The following is a 17,802-nucleotide window of genomic DNA, read 5'->3' as shown; positions in this document are numbered from 1 at the left end:
CGATGGTGACGACCGACAGTGTGATCGACGTGGCGGGTACCAGGGCCGGCGCCGAAGCGGACCGGCCCCGGCGGGCGCCGCTGCGCGAGGTGTGGCGGATCGGCCGGGTCCGGATGGCGGTGGAGGTCCGGCAGCTGACCCGCAACACCGGCCTGCTGATCTACACCTTCGCCCTGCCGGTGGTGATGCTGCTGCTGTTCGGCTCGATCTTCCGCGGGAGGATCGAGGGGACCTCGGCCACCTATCAGCAGGTCTACGCGACCGGGATGATCGGCATGTGCGTGATCAACGGCGGGTTGCAGAACCTGGCGTTCGCGGTGGCCTCCGAGCGGCACTCCAAGGCGCTGAAGCGGCTGCGGACCACGCCGATGCCCGCCGCCTCGTACTTCCTGGGCAAGGTCGCCTCGGTCCTGGTCGCGACGGTCGGGCAGATCGCCGTGATGCTGATCGTCGGGGTGGGCCTGATGGGCCTGACGCTGCCCACCGACCCGAGCCGCTGGTTCACCTTCGTCTGGGTGCTGCTGGTCGGCGCGACCGCGTGCAGCCTGCTGGGCATCGGGCTGAGCGGGCTGATCCGGTCGGAGAACGGCGCGGCGATCGTCTGGCTGCCGATCATGGTGCTGCAATTCGTCTCCGGGGTCTTCATCCTGTTCTCCTCGCTGCCCAGGCCGGTGCAGCAGATCGGAGCGGTCTTCCCGGTGAAGTGGCTGTGCCAGGGGATGCGGTCGGTGTTCCTGCCGGAGAGCTTCAAGTACTCCGAGCCGGCGCAGGGCTGGGAGCACGGGCGGCTCGCACTGGTGCTCGCGGCCTGGTGTGTGGTCGGCTTGCTGCTGTGCCTGAAGACCTTCAGCTGGCGGGGACGGGACGACGGGTGACCAAGCGCGCCCGGCCGGACGCGGCGATCGACGCCGCGTCCGGGTTTGTTCCGTCCCCGTCCCCGGCCGAGGCCGAGGCCGAGGCGCCGGACTGCGGCGACGAACCGCTCACCGAGGCGCTGGCCGACGATGCGCGCGCGTCCCACCGCTCCTGGCGGCGCATCGCGCTGATCTGGGGAACCGCCTGGCACTTCGCCCTGCTGATCGGCGTACTGCTGGTCCTCAGCGGGCACAAGCCGTGGTTGCTGCTGCCGCTGGCGGGTCTGTCGGCATCGTGGATCTTCCTGGAGTACCCCTGGCTGGTCGACCGCGCCCGCGCTTTCAACGTGGTCTTCTATCACCTGGCGATCAGCTCCGTACTCAGCTTCGCGGTGGTCTGGGCCGACCCCGACCTGACCTTCCTGGCGAGCGTCGTGCTCTCCCAGTTCTCCCCGCTGACCGGCTACCGGCTGCGCGGCGTCGCGGTCCTGACCGGCGGCGCGGTCGTGCTGACCCTGCCGATCGCGCTGCGCAGCGGCTTCGACGGCGGCTCGCTGGTCGGCTGGGCCCTGACCGCCGGGTCGGCGCTGCTGTTCAACCTGTTCATCGGCGGGTTCTTCGTCGAGATGCTGAACGACCACGACCGGCGCGGAACCCTGATCCGCGAGCTGGAGGCCACCCGCGCCGAGTTGGAGCGGGTGAACCACGAGGCCGGGGTGCGCGAGGAGCGCGAGCGGCTGGCCCGCGAGATCCACGACACCCTGGCGCAGGGCTTCACCAGCCTGCTGATGCTGGTCCAGGCCGCGGAGGCGACGCTGGACACCGACCCGGCGACCACCCGGCAACGGCTGGAGCTGGCCGCCCGCACCGCCCGCGAGAACCTGGCCGAGGCCCGGGCCCTGATCGGCGGCGACCCGACGGCCGGGCTGCCGCTGGACGCCGCGCTCCAGCGGGCGGCGGCACGGATCGGCGAGGAGCTGGGGATCGCGACGTCGGTCGCCATCGACGGCCGGCCGCAGCCGCTGTCGGCGAACGTCCAAGTGGTGACGCTGCGCGTGGCGCAGGAAGCGTTGGCGAACGTCCGCAAGCACGCGCAGGCCGGATCGGCCGCGGTGCGGCTGGCCTACGGGAGCGACGGGCTCGCGGTGAGCGTCGAGGACGACGGCGTGGGGATGGAGGTCGCCGCGGTAACCGGCTTCGGCCTGCGCTCGATGCGCGAGCGAGTCGGCCAGGTCGGCGGGACAGTGACGATCACCAGCGCGCCCGGCGCCGGAACGCGGGTGGAGGCGGAGGTGCCCTATGAGTGAGGGGCTGCGGGCCGGCGAGGAGCCGCGGGCGAGCCGGGGATTGCGGGTCCTGATCGTCGACGACCATCCAGTCGTCCGGGCCGGCCTGCACGGCATGCTGGCCGCCGAGCCGGACCTGGACGTCGTGGGCGAGGCCGCCGACGGCGCCGAGGCCGTGCGGCAGGCGCTGGAGCTGGCCCCGGACGTGGTCCTGATGGACCTGCGGATGGCCGGCGTGGACGGCGTCGAGGCCACCGCGCGCCTGGCCGTCGAGGCCCCGGCGATCAAGGTGCTGATCCTGACCACCTACGACACCGACGCGGACATCGTCCGCGCGGTCGAGGCCGGCGCGACCGGCTACCTGCTCAAGGACACGCCGCGCGCCGAGCTGGCCGAGGCGGTGCGCGCCGCCGCGCGCGGCGAGACCGTGCTGGCCCCGGCGGTGGCGGCCAAGCTGGTCAGCCGGATGCGCCAGCCCGCGCCGCAGCCGCTGACCCCGCGCGAGCGCGAAGTCCTGGCCCTGGTCGCGCGCGGCCTGGCCAACGCCGAGATCGGCCGGGAGCTGTTCATCAGCGAGGCGACGGTGAAGACCCACCTGGTGCGCGCGTTCGGCAAACTCGGCGTGGACGACCGGACGGCCGCCGTCACCAAGGCCATGGCTCAAGGGATGCTCTGATCTACCCTCGGAAGGCATGACTCCTGAGGAAGCCCGCGCCACGTTCCTGAGCCAGCCGCACGCGGTCCTGGCCACGGCGGACGCGTCTGGCGTGCCGCACTTGGTCCCCGTAGTCTTCGCGGAGGTCGACGGGGACCTGGCGCTGGTGGTGGACCACAAGCCGAAGCGCACCACGGATCTGAAGAGGCTCCGGAACATTGCGGCCAACCCGCACGTCTCCTTACTGACGGAGCACTACGCCGCCGACTGGTCCGCGCTGTGGTGGGCGCGGGCCGACGGTACGGCGCGGGTCGGACCGCTCACGCCGGCGGTGCTGGCGGCGTTCCGGGCGAAGTACCCGCAATACCGCGACCGCCCGCCGGAGGGACCGGCGGCGGCGATCACGGTGACGAAGTGGTCCGGCTGGTCGGCCTGATCCGGCGCCGGAGGGGAACACTCTTGACGGGCGGGGACGGGACCAGCTACTCTCCCGTTTCGTTAGTAAACTTTCCTAATAGTTGTCCACCAGGACCGGGAAGCGGGGAGGAGAATGCCGCCGTGGCCACTTCCGACACCACCCCCGGCACTCCGCGCCTGCTCCGCTCGATCAACGACCGCTCCGCGCTGGAGCTGCTGATCGAGCACGGTCCGCTGACCCGCACCCGGATCGGCGCCCTGACCGGGCTGTCCAAGCCCACCGCCAGCCAGCTGGTGGACCGGCTGCTGACCGCCGCCCTGGTGGTGCCGGCCGGCACCGCGGCCGGCGGCCCCGGGCCCAGCGCCCAGTTGTACGCCGTCAACCCCGCCGCCGGATACGCCGGCGGCCTGGACGTCACCCACACCCGGGTCACCGCGGCCGTGGCCGATCTGGCCGGCCAGGTGGTCGGCGAGTTCGAGGTCCCGGTGGTCGGGCGCGGCGCGGCCGGCAGCGCCGAGCGGGTGCGCGACGCCCTGCACGGCGCCGCCGACGCCGCCGGCGTGGCCCCCGGCGCGGTCCGGCACGTGGTGATCGGCGTGCCCGGCGCCCCGCATCCGGAGACCGGCCAGCTCGGCTTCGCCCGCGACCTGCCGGGCTGGCACGGCGGCAACCTGGGCCGGCTGCGCGAGCTGCTGGGCGTGCGGGTGGACCTGGAGAACGACGTCAACCTGGCCGCCATCGCCGAGCAGCACCACGGCCAGGCCCGCGGCGCCGACGACTTCGTGGTGCTGTGGCTGGGCAACGGCATCGGGCTGGCGATCATCCAGGACGGCCGCTTCGTGCGCGGCGCCACCGGCGGGGCCGGCGAGATCGGCTACATGCCGGTCGCCCTGGACCCGGACGACCCGGCGCTGCGGGCCGGCGCCAAGCCGGTGAAGAACACCTTCCAGAACCTGGCGGGCCGGCCGGCGGTGTTGCAGCTGGCCCGCGAGCACGGCATCCGGGTGGCCGACCACGCCGAGGCGGTAAGGCACGCGGTCGAGACCGGCAACACCGAGATGCTCACCACCCTGGCCCGCCGCACCGCCCGCGGCCTGGCCCCGGTCCTGGCGATCCTGGACCCCTCGCTCGTCGTCCTGTCCGGCGGCACCCTGCGCGCCGGCGGCGACCTCCTCAAAGACCTGATCACGCGGGAACTGCACGCCGTGGCGGTCCCCCGTCCCGCTCTCGCGGTGTCCACCGTGGAAGGCAACCCGGTGCTCGCCGGGGCCATCCACGCGGCGCTGCGGGCGGTGCGGGCGGACATCTTCAGCCGCGGCGGGTAGGGCGCGAGATGTTTGTCACGTATTGGGACAGGAGTCTGATATGAAACTGGCCGTCGTCGGTGGAGGATCGACGTACACGCCGGAGCTGGTCGACGGCTTCGCGCGGTTGCGCGACACGCTGCCGCTCACCGAACTCGCCCTCATCGACCCGGCCGCCGACCGGGTGGAGCTGATCGGCGGCCTGGCCCGGCGGATCTTCGCCAAGCAGGGGCACCCGGGCACGGTCACCACGCACACCGAGCTGGAGTCCGGCGTCGAGGGCGCCGACGCCGTGCTGATCCAGCTGCGGGTCGGCGGCCAGGCGATCCGGAACGTGGACGAGACCTTCCCGCTGGAGTTCTGCTGCGTGGGCCAGGAGACCACCGGGGCCGGCGGGTTCGCCAAGGCGCTGCGCACGGTGCCGGTGGTGCTGGACATCGCCGAGCGGGTCCGGCGGCTGGCGCCGCAGGCCTGGATCATCGACTTCACCAACCCGGTCGGGATCGTCACCCGGGCCCTGCTGGACGCCGGGCACCGCGCGGTCGGGCTGTGCAACGTGGCCATCGGCTTCCAGCGGCGGGCCGCCGCGCACCTGGGCGTCGAGCCGTCGCGGATCAAGCTGGACCACGTCGGGCTGAACCACCTGACCTGGGAGCGCGGCTTCTACCTGGACGGCGTGGACGTGCTGCCCAAGTACCTGGCCGAGTCGCTGGACGAGATCGCCCACGACATCGAGCTGCCGGCCGAGCTGATCGGCCGCCTGGGCGTGGTCCCCTCCTACTACCTGCGCTACTTCTACGCCCACGACATCGTGGTCAAGGAGCAGATCGACCAGGTGGCCAAGGGCGAGAACCGGGCCAAGGCGGTCGCGGCGGTGGAGGCCGAGCTGCTGGCCCAGTACGCCGACCCGACGCTGGACACCAAGCCGGAGGCGCTGAGCAAGCGCGGCGGCGCGTTCTACTCCGAGGCCGCCGTCGAGCTGCTGGCCTCGCTGCACGGCGACCTCGGCGAGGAGCTGGTGGTCAACGTCCGCAACGGCGGCACCTTCCCGTTCCTGGCCGACGACGCGGTGATCGAGGTCCCGGCGATCGTCGACGCCTCCGGGGTGCGCCCGGCACCGCTGCGCGCGCCGGTCGAGCCGCTGTACCGGGGCCTGATCGCGCACGTGTCCGCGTACGAGGAGCTGGCGGTGGCGGCCGCGATCCACGGCGGCGTGGACCGGGTCCGCACCGCGCTGCTCGCGCACCCGCTGGTCGGCCAGGCGGACCTGGCCGACAAGCTCGCCGACTCGCTCGTCGCCAAGAACCGCGACTTCCTGCCGTGGGTGTGAGCCGCGCGGCCGTCCTGGCGATCGACGGCGGGAACAGCAAGACGGAAGTGGCTTTGGCCTTGGCGGACGGGACGGTGCTGGCCTCGGTCCGGGTCGGCCCGTTCACCCCGTACCTGGACGGCGTGGCCGGGGCGGTCGCGGTGGCCGCGCAGGGCGTGGCGCTGATCCGCGCCGAGCTCGGCCTGGCCGCCGACGAGCCGCTGGCCGACCTGCTGGCCGCCTACGTGGCCGGTGCCGACTTCCCGGTCGAGGTCGAGGCGCTGACCGAGGAGTTCGCCGCGCACGGCTGGGCCGAGCGCACCATCGTGGACAACGACCTGTTCGCGCTGATGCGCTCGGGGACGTCGAACCCGTGGGGCGTGGCCGTGGTCTGCGGCGCGGGCATGAACGCGGTCGGCATCGCCCCGGACGGCCGGCACGCCCGGTTCCCGGCGATCGGCGTGGTGTCCGGCGACTGGGGCGGCGGCGCCGGCATCGGCGAGACCGCGCACTGGTTCGCGGTCCGCGCCGAGGACGGCCGGGGCGCCCCGACGGTGCTGCGCAAGGCGGTGGCCGAGCACTTCGGCAAGGCCTCGATGGCCGAGCTGGTGGAGGCGATCCACTTCGGCGAGATCGCCGAGGACCGGTTCGGGGAGCTGGCGCCGCTGGTGTTCGAGGTCGCCGGGCTCGGCGACGAGGTGGCGCTGTCGATCGTGGACCGGCTGGCGAACGAGGTCTGCGCGTGGGCGTTCGCGGCGATGGGCCGGCTGGACCTGATGGACACCGAGATCGAGGTCGTGCTGGGCGGCGGAGTGCTGCGGGCGCGGCAGCCGCTGCTGATGGAGCGGATCGAGCGGAGCTTCGCCGAGCGGGCGCCGCGCGCGGTGCTGACGGTGGCCGACGAGCGGCCGATCCACGGTGCGGTGCTGCTGGGGCTGGACGAGCTGGCGCGGCGGTGAGCGCGGCGCGGAACACGGCGCGGAATACGGCGACGCGGAGCACGGCGACGCGGAATACGCCGGCGGACGCGGCGCTTCGATGATGTGCGGGCCTTGAACGCCGAGGTCTGTGCCCTGAGATGAGTGAGGGCCCCGGTTTCCACCGGGGCCCTCACTCATGGTGCTGCAAGGTGTCGCACAATGCTGCGAACCTCAGACGAGCGCGGCGTCCAGGGTGATGGACGGCACGCCGGCCAGGGCCTTGGAGACCGGGCAGTTCGCCTTGGCGGTCTCGGCGGCGGTCTGGAAGTCCTCGGCGCTCAGGCCGGGCACCGAGGCGCGGACCGTGAGCCGGATCTCCGTGATGCCGGTGCCGGGCTGGAAGTCGACCTCGGCGTGGGTGTCGACGCTGGTCGGCGGGGTGCCGGCCTGCGCCAGGCCGTGCGAGAGCGCCATCGAGTAGCAGGTGGAGTGGGCCGCCGCGATCAGCTCCTCGGGGCTGGTCACGCCGTTCGGCTCGGCCGAGCGCGCCGGCCAGTTGACGTCGAAGGTCCCGATCTCGGACGAGGCCAGAGTGACGGCGCCCTTGCCGTCCATCAGGCTGCCTTCCCAATGAGTGTCGGCCTTGCGCGTGGTCGCCATGGGTGGTCCCTGCCTTCTTCAGTACAGTCGGGCGTTGAGGCTTTGACGCGATCCTCTCACGGGGTCGGCCGGTGCGCTCAGTCGGTCCGTTTGAAGACGTAGACGTTGTTCACGGGGTCCGCGAACACCTGCTCGTAGGCGTAGCCGGGGTGCCGTGAGCGGACGAAGTCGATCGCCGTGCGCTGCCCGTTCCAGTCGGCGCGGTCGATGTCGAAGGCCTCGTACTCGGGCGCGTCGGTGATGTTGGAGTTGCCGATCCACAGCGCGTCGGTGCGGACCGCGAGCGCCGGGAGCATGGTCACCGTGGTCTCGACGGTGACCCCGGAGGGCACGGCCGCCTCGCCGCGCTTGATCGCCGCGACGTGCGGGGACGGGAACCAGGTCTCGTGGCGCCACAGGTCCTGGATCGGGAAGTACTGGGTGAGCGCGACGGCGATCGCGAGCATCGCGACGGCGCCGTGCTTGAGCTGGGCGTCGCCGAGGCTGTGGAACCGGCTCAGGAGGGCGTTCGTCAGTGGGCGTGCCCGCCCCTGTTCCTGTCCCTGTCCCTGCCTCGATGCGCGGGACTGCTTCATCAGCGCCAGTCCATGGATCGCGGCGGCGAAGACCACGACGGTCGGGACGACGCTGTAGTGGAAGTCGGTGCCCCAGTAGGTGGGCTCGACGTTGATGAAGCGCGCGAGCAGCGCCGGGACGGCGAGCAGGACGAGCGGGGAGCGCAGAGCGACGAAGGCCACTGGCAGCAGCGTCAACAGGACCGTGCGTTCCTTGACGCCGATGCCGTCCAGGAACTGCCGGGGCACGCAGGTCGCCAGCCGACCGAGGCCGGAGTGCTGCGCGGGGTCCAGGCAGCCGCCCTCGCGCCAGTAGAGGTAGACACCGTCCGGGTTGAAGTGCGGTATGACGACCTTCACCAGCAGCGAGAGCACCAGGGCGCCGCAGGCGACCCCGAAGCCGACCACCGCGCCCTGGTACGCGGGCCGGTCGCGCAGGCGGGTGCGGGCCACGACCATGGCGATGATGACGGGGACCAGCAGGGCCAGGTCTTCCTTGACGAACAGCAGCGGCAGGGCCCAGAGAACGGTCTTGCGATGTTCGCCGCGGATGTAGGCGCACAAGCTGAAGGCCAGCGCCGGGACCGCGAAGGCGACCTCGTGGAAGTCGAAGTTGGCGGCCTGGACGACGCCCCAGGCCAGGCCGTAGGAGATGCCGATGGCGGCGCCTTGGCGGGGGCCGAGGAGGTCCTGCGCGGTGCGGGTGAGGGGGACGGCCGCGAGCGCCAGGAGGAAGGCCTGGGCGACCAGGAGGGTGATCGGCGAGGGGAAGACGCGGAAGACCGGGCCCAGGAGCATCAGGATCGGATGCCAGTGGTCGCCCAGGAGGTCGAGGTTCTGGCCGCGGATGTCGACCATCGGGGCCTGGAAGTGCGCGTAGGCGCGGATGGCCTGGATGAATATGCCGAGGTCCCAGGACAGGGAGTCGCGGCGTTCGTAGCGCAGGACGGAGATCAGGGAGTAGAGGAGGAAGGTGCCGGTGGCTATGAGCCAGGGGGCGCGGAGGAGGCGGGGGCGGGAGCGGGGGCGGCGGGTGCTCCGGCTCGGGCTCTGGTTCTGGCTCGGGCGCGGGTTCTGGTTCTGACGGGCGCTCGGGCTCTGGGCCTGGTTCGGACTGGCGCTCGGGCTCTGACTCGGACTCTGGTTCTGACTGGCGCTCGGGCTCGGGCTGGAGCCGGGTGCGCGCGGGCCGGGGGCACGGGCCGCGGCCTGCGCCGTGGCGTTGACCAAGTCGATCAGGTCGCCCCGCGGGATGGGATCGACGTCGTCATTCGCGACTATGGGTCCGGTATCCAGCGCTTTCGACTCCCCCGCCATGGATGAAGCATAGATGCCGGTCCGCGGGCGGTGGGACAATGGCCGGGTGAGTGATCGCGAGGAAACCGTCACGTTCTACGAGGCGGTCGGCGGAGCGCCGACCTTCACGAAGCTGGTTGCCCGGTTCTACGAGGGGGTGGCGTCGGACCCGTTGCTGCGGCCGATGTACCCCGAGGAAGACTTGGGGCCGGCCGAGGAGCGGCTGCGGATGTTCCTGGAACAGTACTGGGGCGGCCCGACGACGTACTCCGAACAGCGCGGACATCCGCGGCTGCGGATGCGCCACTTCCCGTTCAAGGTCGATCCCGCGGCCCGGGACGCCTGGCTGGCCCATATGCGGGTGGCCGTCGACGAGTTGGAGCTGCCGCCGCTCTACGAGGCCGAGCTCTGGGACTACCTGGAGCGCGCCGCGCACAGCATGGTGAACTCCGAGTGAGCCGCCGCTGAGTAATCCGCTCGTGGCCCGGCCCGGCCCCGGTTAGGGTCGGCGCCATGAGCGAACGCACCTTCCGGATCATGGTCCGCGGCTCCTTCGACGCGTTGAGCGAGGAGCAGCGGGCCGAACTGCTGGCGCGGGCGGCGGAGCACGACGTGCTGAACGCGGCCTTCACCGCGGAGGGCAGCCTGACCTACGACCTGGCGATGCGGCCGTTCTTCACGTTCCGGTACCTGGAGCACGGCGACCGCGAGGAGGACATCGTCGTGGCCGGCGAGCTGGCGCAGGCGAAGGCTGAGACGTGGCTCACAGAGCATGGGTACGGGTACAAGGGGCTCAAGGTCAGCGCCGAGGACATGTCGTTGATGCCGCTGGCGAAGCGGCAACGGAAGGCCCGCGCGGCCGGCGCTTAGCAAGCGTTGAGAGCGGTTCACGACGTTTTCGACGCGAGCTGCCTCACATGAGGGGCATTCGGACCGGACCCGGCGGACTGCTTCGGTGAGCGGTTTGAGCTGGGGCGTCGACGACACTTGAGGCGAGCGGATAACAGGGTGTCGTAGACCGGCGACTATGGGTCATGCCCGTTTTGTCTAGCTTTGAACTATGCGTACCGCTCGTCTTCGCCAGCCCGTCCGCACCGATCGCCGTCGTCGTCGCCTGCCGCTGTTCGCGGTGGTCGGCGGAAGCACCATGGTGGCCCTCGCCGCCGTCGCCACACCGGCGGTCGCGGCGCGGCCGGGTGCGCCGATCGCCGAGGCGCAGCAGACGGTGGTGGCCGGCGCTGCGGCGCCCGATTTGCTGACGGCGCGTATCAGCCACGCTGATACCGCGGCGCTGAGCGCGGGTGGCTCGGGGCAGGCGACTCAGGCTGCTTCGGCAGCGCAGGCCGCTCCGGCCCCGGCTGCTCAGGCCGCGCAGGAGCCGGCTGCTGCCGCTCCGGCGCCCGCTGCCGCTCCGGCCGCGCCGCAGCCTGCCGCAGCCCCGGCTCCGGCTCCGAAGCCGACGCACTCCTCCCCCGTCCCCGGCGCCCGGCTGACGGCCCATTTCGGCACGGCCGGCAGCATGTGGGGCAGCGGCGCCCACACCGGCCTGGACTTCGCCGCCCCGTACGGCACGCCGGTCAAGGCCGTCGCCGACGGCACCGTCGTCCAGACCGGCTGGGCCGGCCCTTACGGCCTGCGAGCCGTGGTCAAGCACGCCGACGGGAGCAGCTCCACCTACAACCACCTGTCGCGCCTGGCGGTGACCGGCGGCAAGGTCGCGGTCGGCCAGACCGTCGGGTACCTGGGCTCCACCGGCAACTCCACCGGGCCGCACCTGCACCTGGAGATCATGAACCGGCAGGGCACGTTGATCGATCCGCTGACGTGGCTGCGGGGCCAGGGTGTCACGGTCTGAGGACCTCTACCGCAGGCTGAGTCGCACCGCCGCACCACGACAGCCATGCCTCGGGTCGCTGCCTCACCCCTGAGGCAGCGACCCGAGGCAGTCATCGGCGCCGCCGCCGTCCGGGTCCAGTCCCGCCACCAGCTTCACCAGCGCCGCGAAGCCGTCTTCGCCCAGCGGCTCCACAGCCCGCTCGCGCAGCGCGCCAAGGAAGGTGGCGATGGCTCCCGCCGCCACTTCGAGGCCGTACGGCGTCAGCGTCACCAGGATCACCCGCCGGTCGGCGGCCGAGGGGCTGCGCTCGATCAGGCCGGCCTCGGCCAGCCGGTCGGCGACTTTGGTCGTGCCGGCCGTGGAGAAGCCCAGGATCGCCGACAGCTGGCTCATCTTCGCCGTGCGGTCGGGGCTGCCGGCCAGGAACCACAGGGCCTGGAAGGCCGACGGCGACACCCCGGCGCTGTCCTCGACGTCGTCCAGGAGCCGGCTGTTGAGGCGCCGGAACGCCCCCTGGAGCTGGTTCCACTGCCCGAGCAGGGCCAAGTCCGCCGCGGAGGGGCAGTTGTCGTCCGCGCCCCCTTGCGCGCCGTGCGCGCACGCGTCCACTCCGTTCACGTCCACCACGTTGACCAGGATAGGCCACCTGGCTATTATCTCGCCAGCTAGCTAATTGCTGGCGAGAAGATATCCCGCTACCTACCTGCCTCCCTGGAGCCCGCCATGACCACGAAATGGACCCTCGACCCGTCGGGCCACGCCGTGACCTTCCAGCACAAGACCTTCTGGGGCCTGGCGACCGTCCACGGGGTGTTCCGGACCGTCCACGCCGAGGGCGTCGTCGCCGACGACGGGACGACCGCCGACGGCACGGTGACCGTCGACTCCGCGTCGCTGGACACGAAGCACCGCAAACGGGACACCCACCTGCGCTCCGCCGACTTCTTCGACGTGGAGCGCCATCCGTCGTTCGAGTTCACGGCCGACCGCGTCGAGCCGGTCGCACCGGAGAGCACCGAGGTGCAGGTCCAGGGCACGCTGCGGGTGCGCGAGGTCGTCAAGCCGCTGAGCTTCGTGGCGCAGGCCGAACGGCACGGGGAGCGCGTGACGCTGAGCGCGACGATCCCCTACGACCGCGCGGACTTCGGGATGACGTGGAACCGGCTCGGCATGATGGCCGACCGGGGAGAGCTCGGGGTGAAGCTGCGGTTCACGCAGCAGGTCTGAGGCCAGCTGGGCAGGGCTGGTCAGGGCAGCAAGCCGGAGCCGGTGCGCACCACGACCGTCCCATAGCGAGCGTCCAGGCGCAGCCAGCGGCCTGCGGAGCGAACAGCGGCCGTCGCAGTTGCGGCTTCACCACTGGCTCCCGCTCCTGTTTCCGATCCAGTTCCTGTTTCCGATCCAGTTCCCGTTCCGGTCGGGCCCAGGAAGGCCATGGCCCGGGCAGCGTGCGCAACCCGTACCGACAGTCCATGGTCGAGCGGCCGGTCCCAGATCTCGGCCGCGACGCGGTCGACAGCAGCCCGCGTGCGCTCCCGGTCCGGAATCGCCTCGGCCCGCTCCTTGAACGCCGCGATCCCGGCCAGCGCGGCCGCCTCGACCTCGGCGATCGGCAGCTCCCCGACCGGCTGCCAGCCCGCGCGCGGCGGCAGGAACCCGGTCCAGGCAGTGGCGCCGGCCAGCGGACGCGGGAGGGGCAGGCCCCCGTCGGGCGCGATGGCGTGCAGGAGGTCGCCGGCCGACACGGTGATGTCGACGTCCGGCGCGGCCTCGGCCAGGGCCAGGGTGCGCAGGGTCAGCACGTCGAACGGCGGCTGGCCGTAGACCCCGACCGTCGTGCCCACGGCGACGACGCGGACCGCGGCGGCCTTGTCGAAGCGCAGCAGGCGGGTGAGGTAGCCGCCGAGGTCGTCGGCTTCGGCGGTGCCGGCCAGGAGCAGAGCCAGCGCCGTCGAGCCCGGGGCGTTCACGCCGCCGCCGGGGTGTAGTACTCGGCCAGGTAGTCCTTCTCCATCTGCGACAGGCGGCGCAGGTGGCCGCCGGCCAGGTTGTAGGGGACCAGGACCGAAGAGGCGGTCGCGTAGACGCCGTCGTCGTCGCAGACCTCGTAGGCGACGGTGAACTTCGCCGCCGCGACGTGCGTGACCCACACCTCGACCCGCACCGGCTCCGGCCGGTAGACCAGCGGGCGGCGGTAGGCGATCTCGTGGCTGGCCACGACCGTGCCGAAGGTGGCGAAGCCCTCGACCCCGGCCTCGGAGGCGCGGCGGAACATCCAGTCCACGCGCGCCTCCTCCAGGTACCGGAGGTACACCACGTTGTTGACGTGCTGGTACGCGTCCATGTCCGACCATCGGAGCGGGCAGAGGTACACGTGCCGCCTCCCCGCCGGGGAGTCCGGCGGAGAGGCGGTGGCGGTGCTCATCCGGGAGTTGCCGGACATCAGTCGCGGGTCAGCTTCCGGTAGGTGGCGCGGTGCGGGCGCAGCGACTCCGGGCCGAGGCGCTCGGCCTTGTTCTTCTCGTAGCCCTCGAAGTTGCCCTCGTACCAGAACCACTTCGAGTCGCCCTCCCACGCCAGGATGTGCGTGGCGACCCGGTCCAGGAACCAGCGGTCGTGGGAGATGACCACGGCGCAGCCGGGGAAGTCCAGCAGCGCGTTCTCCAGCGAGGAGAGCGTCTCCACGTCCAGGTCGTTGGTGGGCTCGTCGAGCAGCAGCAGGTTGCCGCCCTGCTTCAGCGTGAGCGCCAGGTTCAGCCGGTTGCGCTCGCCGCCGGAGAGCACGCCGGCCGGCTTCTGCTGGTCCGGGCCCTTGAAGCCGAACGCCGACACGTAGGCGCGGGACGGCATCTCGACCTGGCCGACCTTGATGAAGTCCAGGCCGTCGGAGACGACCTCCCACAGGGTCTTCTTCGGGTCGATGCCGGCCCGGTTCTGGTCGACGTAGGAGATCGAGACGGTCTCGCCGATCTTCACCGACCCGGCGTCCGGCTGCTCGAAGCCGACGAGGGTCTTGAACAGCGTGGTCTTGCCGGCGCCGTTCGGGCCGACGATGCCGACGATGCCGTTGCGCGGCAGGGTGAAGGACAGGTCGTCGATCAGCACCCGGTCGCCGAAGCCCTTGACCAGGTCGTCGACCTCGATCACGACGCTACCCAGACGCGGGCCCGGCGGGATCTGGATCTCCTCGAAGTCCAGCTTGCGGACCTTGTCGGCCTCCGCGGCCATCTCCTCGTAGCGGGCCAGTCGGGCCTTGCTCTTGACCTGGCGGGCCTTGGCGTTGGAGCGGACCCACTCCAGTTCTTCCTTGAGGCGCTTCTGCCGCTTGACGTCCTTCTGGCCCTCGACCCGCATGCGCTGGGCCTTGGTCTCCAGGTAGGTCGAGTAGTTGCCCTCGTAGGGGTAGGCGCGACCGCGGTCGAGCTCCAGGATCCACTGGGCGACGTTGTCCAGGAAGTACCGGTCGTGGGTGACGGCCACCACGGTCCCGGCGTACTTCTCCAGGTGCTGCTCCAGCCAGTTCACCGACTCGGCGTCGAGGTGGTTGGTGGGCTCGTCGAGCAGCAGCAGGTCGGGGGCCTCCAGCAGCAGCTTGCACAGCGCCACCCGGCGCTTCTCGCCACCGGAGAGCACCGAGACGTCGGCGTCCCCGGGCGGGCAGCGCAGCGCGTCCATCGCCTGCTCGATCTGGGAGTCCAGCTCCCACGCGTTGCGGTGGTCCAGCTCGTCCTGGAGCTTGCCCATCTCGGCGAGCAGCTCGTCGGAGTAGTCGGTGGCCATCTGCTCGGCGATCTCGTTGAACCGCGTGAGCAGGCCCAGGGTCTCCTTCACCGCCTCCTGGACGTTCTCCAGCACCGTCTTGGACTCGTCCAGCGGCGGCTCCTGGAGCAGGATCCCGACGGAGGCACCGGGCGCGAGCATGGCGTCGCCGTTGGACGGCTGCTCCAGCCCGGCCATGATCTTCAGCACCGTCGACTTACCCGCACCGTTCGGGCCGACGACACCGATCTTCGCCCCCGGCAGGAACGACAGGGTCACGTCGTCGAGGATGACCTTGTCGCCGTGGGCCTTACGCGTCTTGCGCAGGGTGTAAATGTACTCCGCCATAACTCACAAGCTTAGTTGCCATGGGCGCGTGATTTTTACGTCCAGTGGGGGCGGGTGGGGGACGCGGGGTCAATGTGCGCCGGGTGGGGGGACGTGGCGTCGGCGCGCGCCGGGTAGCGGGGTGCCCTCAGCAAGCCAACGGGGCGCCGGTGCTCCGACCTGGCTGCGGCCGCGCAGCGCCGGTGGCGTCGACACAACCGCCGTGCGACACCGCCGTACGGGAGTAGACCGCGACAAAGTCCCGCGCCGAGTGTGAGAAGTAACGCTCGGCGGGACGCGGGTAATCACCCCATTTGAAGGGACGCGGATCAAGCGGATCGACCGACGAGTCATAAGCCATGAACGACGGCCAGCTGATGTTGATGTCCAACTCCATCGCCCGCACCGCCCCGGCCTGCTGCAACGCGGTGGCGAGCGACCGCGGCGACATGACCGGCCCCAGCGCGAAGACAACGTCACCACCGGCGGTGACACCGACACCGGAGCGACGAACGTAAGTAGCACCGCCGTCAGTGATACCCCAGGTATTGAGCGAGTCGATGTTGCCGGCGATACGCCCCCCATCGATCATCAGCTGCCGCTGCTGCCGAACCCCGACGACGGTCGGATCCATTTTCACGTCCCGGCCCCAGACCCCGACGGTGAACGACCCGTCCCGATGAAAGACCTCCGCGGCGACCCCCGGAACGAGCGGACCGTACTGCTTACCGTCGAGGAAGAAGCCACCACCGGAGTCACCCATCAGAAACCCGCCATTCCACGTGGCAAGCAACCCGGAACGACTCTCACGCGGCAGCATGTCAGGCTGCGACCACGTACCACCAGGCTGCGCGTAGCCGGGATGCAACTCGAAACGAGCGGCAGCCTGCCGAATCCACGCGATAGCCACCGGCACCGAACTCCCACCGGCCCGAAGCATGGTGCCCTGCACGACGGGCTGACCATGCGAATCGGCGGCCAACGCCCGCCACTCGCCCTCACCGGTGAAGGAGCGCTGAGCGGTCGGGACGAGCGGGGCTTGGAGGGCTAGCGATGGGAGGGCGGTGGCGGTTTGGTTCACACCATGCTCGGCGGCATGTCCATGTCGGAGGCTTGACGAGGTCAGCGCACCGGATGCCGCGGCCGCACTGCCGCTGCCAGTTCCGATCCCGAAGCCGATCCCGCCATGCGCCCAGACCGCACCGCCGACCGCTGCGGCCACCGCCGCCCCGACCGCTGCCACCGGCACCCACCGCGCCCGCACTCGCTTTATTTTGCCCACGGAGGGGATTTTGCCCGAGTTTGGGGGCGGGCAGACGACGCCGAATGGCTGATGGGAGGCGGGCCGTCGCTTGGTCTGAAGCCCGAGCGCGAGCCCGAGCCCCGAGCCGGGTCGGGATCGGGGTCGGGACGGCGGTCGGGGCAGGCAGGCGGCCTCGGGGTCGGAACCAATGAATCGAAGGCTGCGACAAACCCGGGCACCCGACCTCTTTCGGTTTCGCGGCGGCATCTTGAAGCTTCAGCACTTGAAGCTCGCGAACGACAACGAGCAGCGGCAGCCTCCAGCACCAGCACCAGCGACATGCCGCTGCCGCCAGCCCCGGCCGCCGGCTGCCTGTCGCCCGCCGCCCGCCGCCCGCCGCCCGCCGCCCGCCGCCCGCCGCCACGATCTTCGCCCAACCACATGCCGTCGCAGCCAGGCACATGCCGCCGCAGCCGGCCACATGCCGTCGCAGCCAGGCGCATGCCGCTGCCGCCTTCGCCCAACCACATGCCGTCGCGGCCAGACACATGTCGCCGCCGTCTCCACCCAGTCGCATGCCGTCGCAGCCAGGCGTCCCGCAGAGCGGCCGGTCCCCGCGGGCCGGCCGCGTGCCTCGTTGAAGAGGCGGGGGAGGCTCCGGGCGGCGCGCTGCGCCGGGAGGCTCGGGTGGGGTCGCGGGTCAGGCGGCCAGGGGCAGCTCCAAGGGTTCTGTTTCGGTCGGGGTGGGTTTCGAGGTGGTGGGCTTCAGGGTCGCTGTCGCCGTCGGTACCAGGGTGGGTGGCGTGGTCGGGAGTGGAGTGGTCGGGATGCCAGGGTTGCGGGCGGGTGCGGGTGCGGTGTCACTGGTCGGGCGAGGGTCGGGGGTTTCGCGGTCGGCGGTTTGCGCGGCGGCGGTTGGGCGGCCGGGGCCGGGGATGCGGGTGGGCGGGTGGGAGCGGCGGTAGACGGTGGTGCCCCAGCGGAGGTCGTGGCCGATGGCTTGGACGTCGAGTTCGGCGGTGACCATGTTCTCCTCGCCGCGGCGCCAGCGGTTGATGCGGAGGCGGCCGGTGGCCACGACGAGGTCGCCGACGCCCATGGAGCTGGCCACGTGGTCGGCGAGGGTGCGCCAGCAGACGGCTGTGTAGTAGCTGGGGTCGCCGTCGGTCCAGGTCTCGGTGCGTTTGTCGAAGCGGCGGGGGGTGTGGCGGAGTTGGAAGCGGGCGACCGGGGTGGTGTGGTCGGTGGCCGGGGTGTAGCGGATTTCGCTGCAGACCATGCCTACGACGGTGACGGTGGTTTCGTTCATCGGGCATCCCCCTGGATGTCGGTGGGGTGCGGTCGCCGGCCCCCCGGTGTGCATTGGTGGGTTTATGGTGT

The 17,802-nt window shown here is 71.5% G+C and carries 19 protein-coding genes; 11 read left to right on the top strand and 8 right to left on the bottom strand.

The window, feature by feature from the left end; genetic code table 11:
* Positions 1–2 precede the first annotated feature (2 nt).
* The 7 genes from ABD481_RS05670 to ABD481_RS05640 all read left to right on the top strand — a co-directional run bounded on the left by ABD481_RS05670 (position 3) and on the right by ABD481_RS05640 (position 6,785).
* On the top strand, positions 3–875 hold the full coding sequence (locus tag ABD481_RS05670) for an ABC transporter permease (RefSeq protein ID WP_344664616.1): 873 nt from the start codon (positions 3–5) through the stop codon (positions 873–875).
* Positions 872–2,161 (top strand): sensor histidine kinase, encoded by a 1,290-nt coding sequence (locus ABD481_RS05665; protein WP_344664450.1) that lies wholly within the window; start codon positions 872–874, stop codon positions 2,159–2,161. The genes ABD481_RS05670 and ABD481_RS05665 overlap by 4 nt, the downstream gene beginning before the upstream one ends.
* Positions 2,154–2,816 (top strand): response regulator, encoded by a 663-nt coding sequence (locus ABD481_RS05660; protein ID WP_344664449.1) that lies wholly within the window; start codon positions 2,154–2,156, stop codon positions 2,814–2,816. Before ABD481_RS05665 ends, ABD481_RS05660 begins: the two co-directional genes overlap by 8 nt.
* Positions 2,817–2,832: 16 nt before the next feature.
* Complete coding sequence (locus ABD481_RS05655; protein WP_344664448.1) at positions 2,833–3,231, top strand: TIGR03668 family PPOX class F420-dependent oxidoreductase; 399 nt, start codon at positions 2,833–2,835, stop codon at positions 3,229–3,231.
* A gap of 122 nt (positions 3,232–3,353) precedes the next feature.
* The gene (locus ABD481_RS05650; protein ID WP_344664447.1) at positions 3,354–4,538 is read left to right on the top strand and encodes an ROK family transcriptional regulator; all 1,185 of its coding nucleotides are present in this window, start codon (positions 3,354–3,356) and stop codon (positions 4,536–4,538) included.
* 40 nt (positions 4,539–4,578) lie between these two features.
* Positions 4,579–5,847: a 6-phospho-beta-glucosidase gene (locus tag ABD481_RS05645; RefSeq protein WP_344664446.1), complete on the top strand. Its 1,269-nt coding sequence runs from the start codon at positions 4,579–4,581 to the stop codon at positions 5,845–5,847.
* Entirely contained in the window at positions 5,838–6,785 is a 948-nt protein-coding gene (locus ABD481_RS05640; protein WP_344664445.1) for an N-acetylglucosamine kinase, read from the top strand. The genes ABD481_RS05645 and ABD481_RS05640 overlap by 10 nt, the downstream gene beginning before the upstream one ends.
* 192 nt (positions 6,786–6,977) lie before the next feature.
* On the opposite strand, the gene ABD481_RS05635 is transcribed toward ABD481_RS05640, so the two are convergent.
* Complete coding sequence (locus ABD481_RS05635) at positions 6,978–7,406, bottom strand: OsmC family protein (RefSeq protein WP_344664444.1); 429 nt, start codon at positions 7,404–7,406, stop codon at positions 6,978–6,980.
* Positions 7,407–7,483: 77 nt separating this feature from the next.
* Positions 7,484–9,277 carry a DUF2079 domain-containing protein gene (locus ABD481_RS05630; RefSeq protein ID WP_344664443.1) on the bottom strand — a complete coding sequence of 598 codons (1,794 nt, stop codon included), beginning with the start codon at positions 9,275–9,277 and terminating at the stop codon, positions 7,484–7,486.
* Positions 9,278–9,290: 13 nt separating this feature from the next.
* Between ABD481_RS05630 and ABD481_RS05625 the strand changes: the two genes are divergently transcribed.
* From ABD481_RS05625 to ABD481_RS05615, 3 genes are all read left to right on the top strand, one after another.
* Positions 9,291–9,713, top strand: coding sequence for a globin (locus ABD481_RS05625; protein WP_344664442.1), 423 nt, complete (start codon positions 9,291–9,293; stop codon positions 9,711–9,713).
* Positions 9,714–9,769: 56 nt separating this feature from the next.
* On the top strand, positions 9,770–10,126 hold the full coding sequence (locus ABD481_RS05620; RefSeq protein ID WP_344664441.1) for a DUF6204 family protein: 357 nt from the start codon (positions 9,770–9,772) through the stop codon (positions 10,124–10,126).
* A 190-nt stretch (positions 10,127–10,316) separates the two neighbouring features.
* The gene (locus tag ABD481_RS05615) at positions 10,317–11,111 is read left to right on the top strand and encodes a M23 family metallopeptidase (protein ID WP_344664440.1); all 795 of its coding nucleotides are present in this window, start codon (positions 10,317–10,319) and stop codon (positions 11,109–11,111) included.
* A gap of 63 nt (positions 11,112–11,174) precedes the next feature.
* On the opposite strand, the gene ABD481_RS05610 is transcribed toward ABD481_RS05615, so the two are convergent.
* Positions 11,175–11,720 (bottom strand): MarR family winged helix-turn-helix transcriptional regulator, encoded by a 546-nt coding sequence (locus ABD481_RS05610; protein WP_344664439.1) that lies wholly within the window; start codon positions 11,718–11,720, stop codon positions 11,175–11,177.
* 96 nt (positions 11,721–11,816) lie between these two features.
* Here ABD481_RS05610 and ABD481_RS05605 point away from each other — a divergent pair, with 96 nt between their 5' ends.
* Complete coding sequence (locus tag ABD481_RS05605) at positions 11,817–12,320, top strand: YceI family protein (protein WP_344664438.1); 504 nt, start codon at positions 11,817–11,819, stop codon at positions 12,318–12,320.
* Between the two features lie 20 nt (positions 12,321–12,340).
* Here ABD481_RS05605 and ABD481_RS05600 read toward each other — a convergent pair whose 3' ends face one another.
* The 5 genes from ABD481_RS05600 to ABD481_RS05580 form a co-directional block, all read right to left on the bottom strand.
* Entirely contained in the window at positions 12,341–13,063 is a 723-nt protein-coding gene (locus ABD481_RS05600) for a DUF8185 domain-containing protein (RefSeq protein WP_344664437.1), read from the bottom strand.
* Positions 13,060–13,518, bottom strand: a complete 459-nt coding sequence (locus tag ABD481_RS05595) for an acyl-CoA thioesterase (RefSeq protein ID WP_344664615.1) — start codon at positions 13,516–13,518, stop codon at positions 13,060–13,062. Before ABD481_RS05595 ends, ABD481_RS05600 begins: the two co-directional genes overlap by 4 nt.
* A 17-nt stretch (positions 13,519–13,535) precedes the next feature.
* Positions 13,536–15,200: an energy-dependent translational throttle protein EttA gene (ettA, locus tag ABD481_RS05590; protein WP_344664436.1), complete on the bottom strand. Its 1,665-nt coding sequence runs from the start codon at positions 15,198–15,200 to the stop codon at positions 13,536–13,538.
* A gap of 127 nt (positions 15,201–15,327) precedes the next feature.
* The gene (locus tag ABD481_RS05585; protein ID WP_344664435.1) at positions 15,328–16,461 is read right to left on the bottom strand and encodes a hypothetical protein; all 1,134 of its coding nucleotides are present in this window, start codon (positions 16,459–16,461) and stop codon (positions 15,328–15,330) included.
* 661 nt (positions 16,462–17,122) lie between these two features.
* A complete protein-coding gene (locus ABD481_RS05580; protein WP_344664434.1) occupies positions 17,123–17,731 on the bottom strand; it encodes a single-stranded DNA-binding protein in 609 nt (202 codons plus the stop codon).
* Positions 17,732–17,802: the final 71 nt, after the last annotated feature.

The organism is Catenulispora yoronensis (assembly GCF_039531695.1).
Lineage (GTDB): Bacteria > Actinomycetota > Actinomycetes > Streptomycetales > Catenulisporaceae > Catenulispora > Catenulispora yoronensis.
This window is presented reverse-complemented; position numbering and strand designations above follow the sequence as displayed.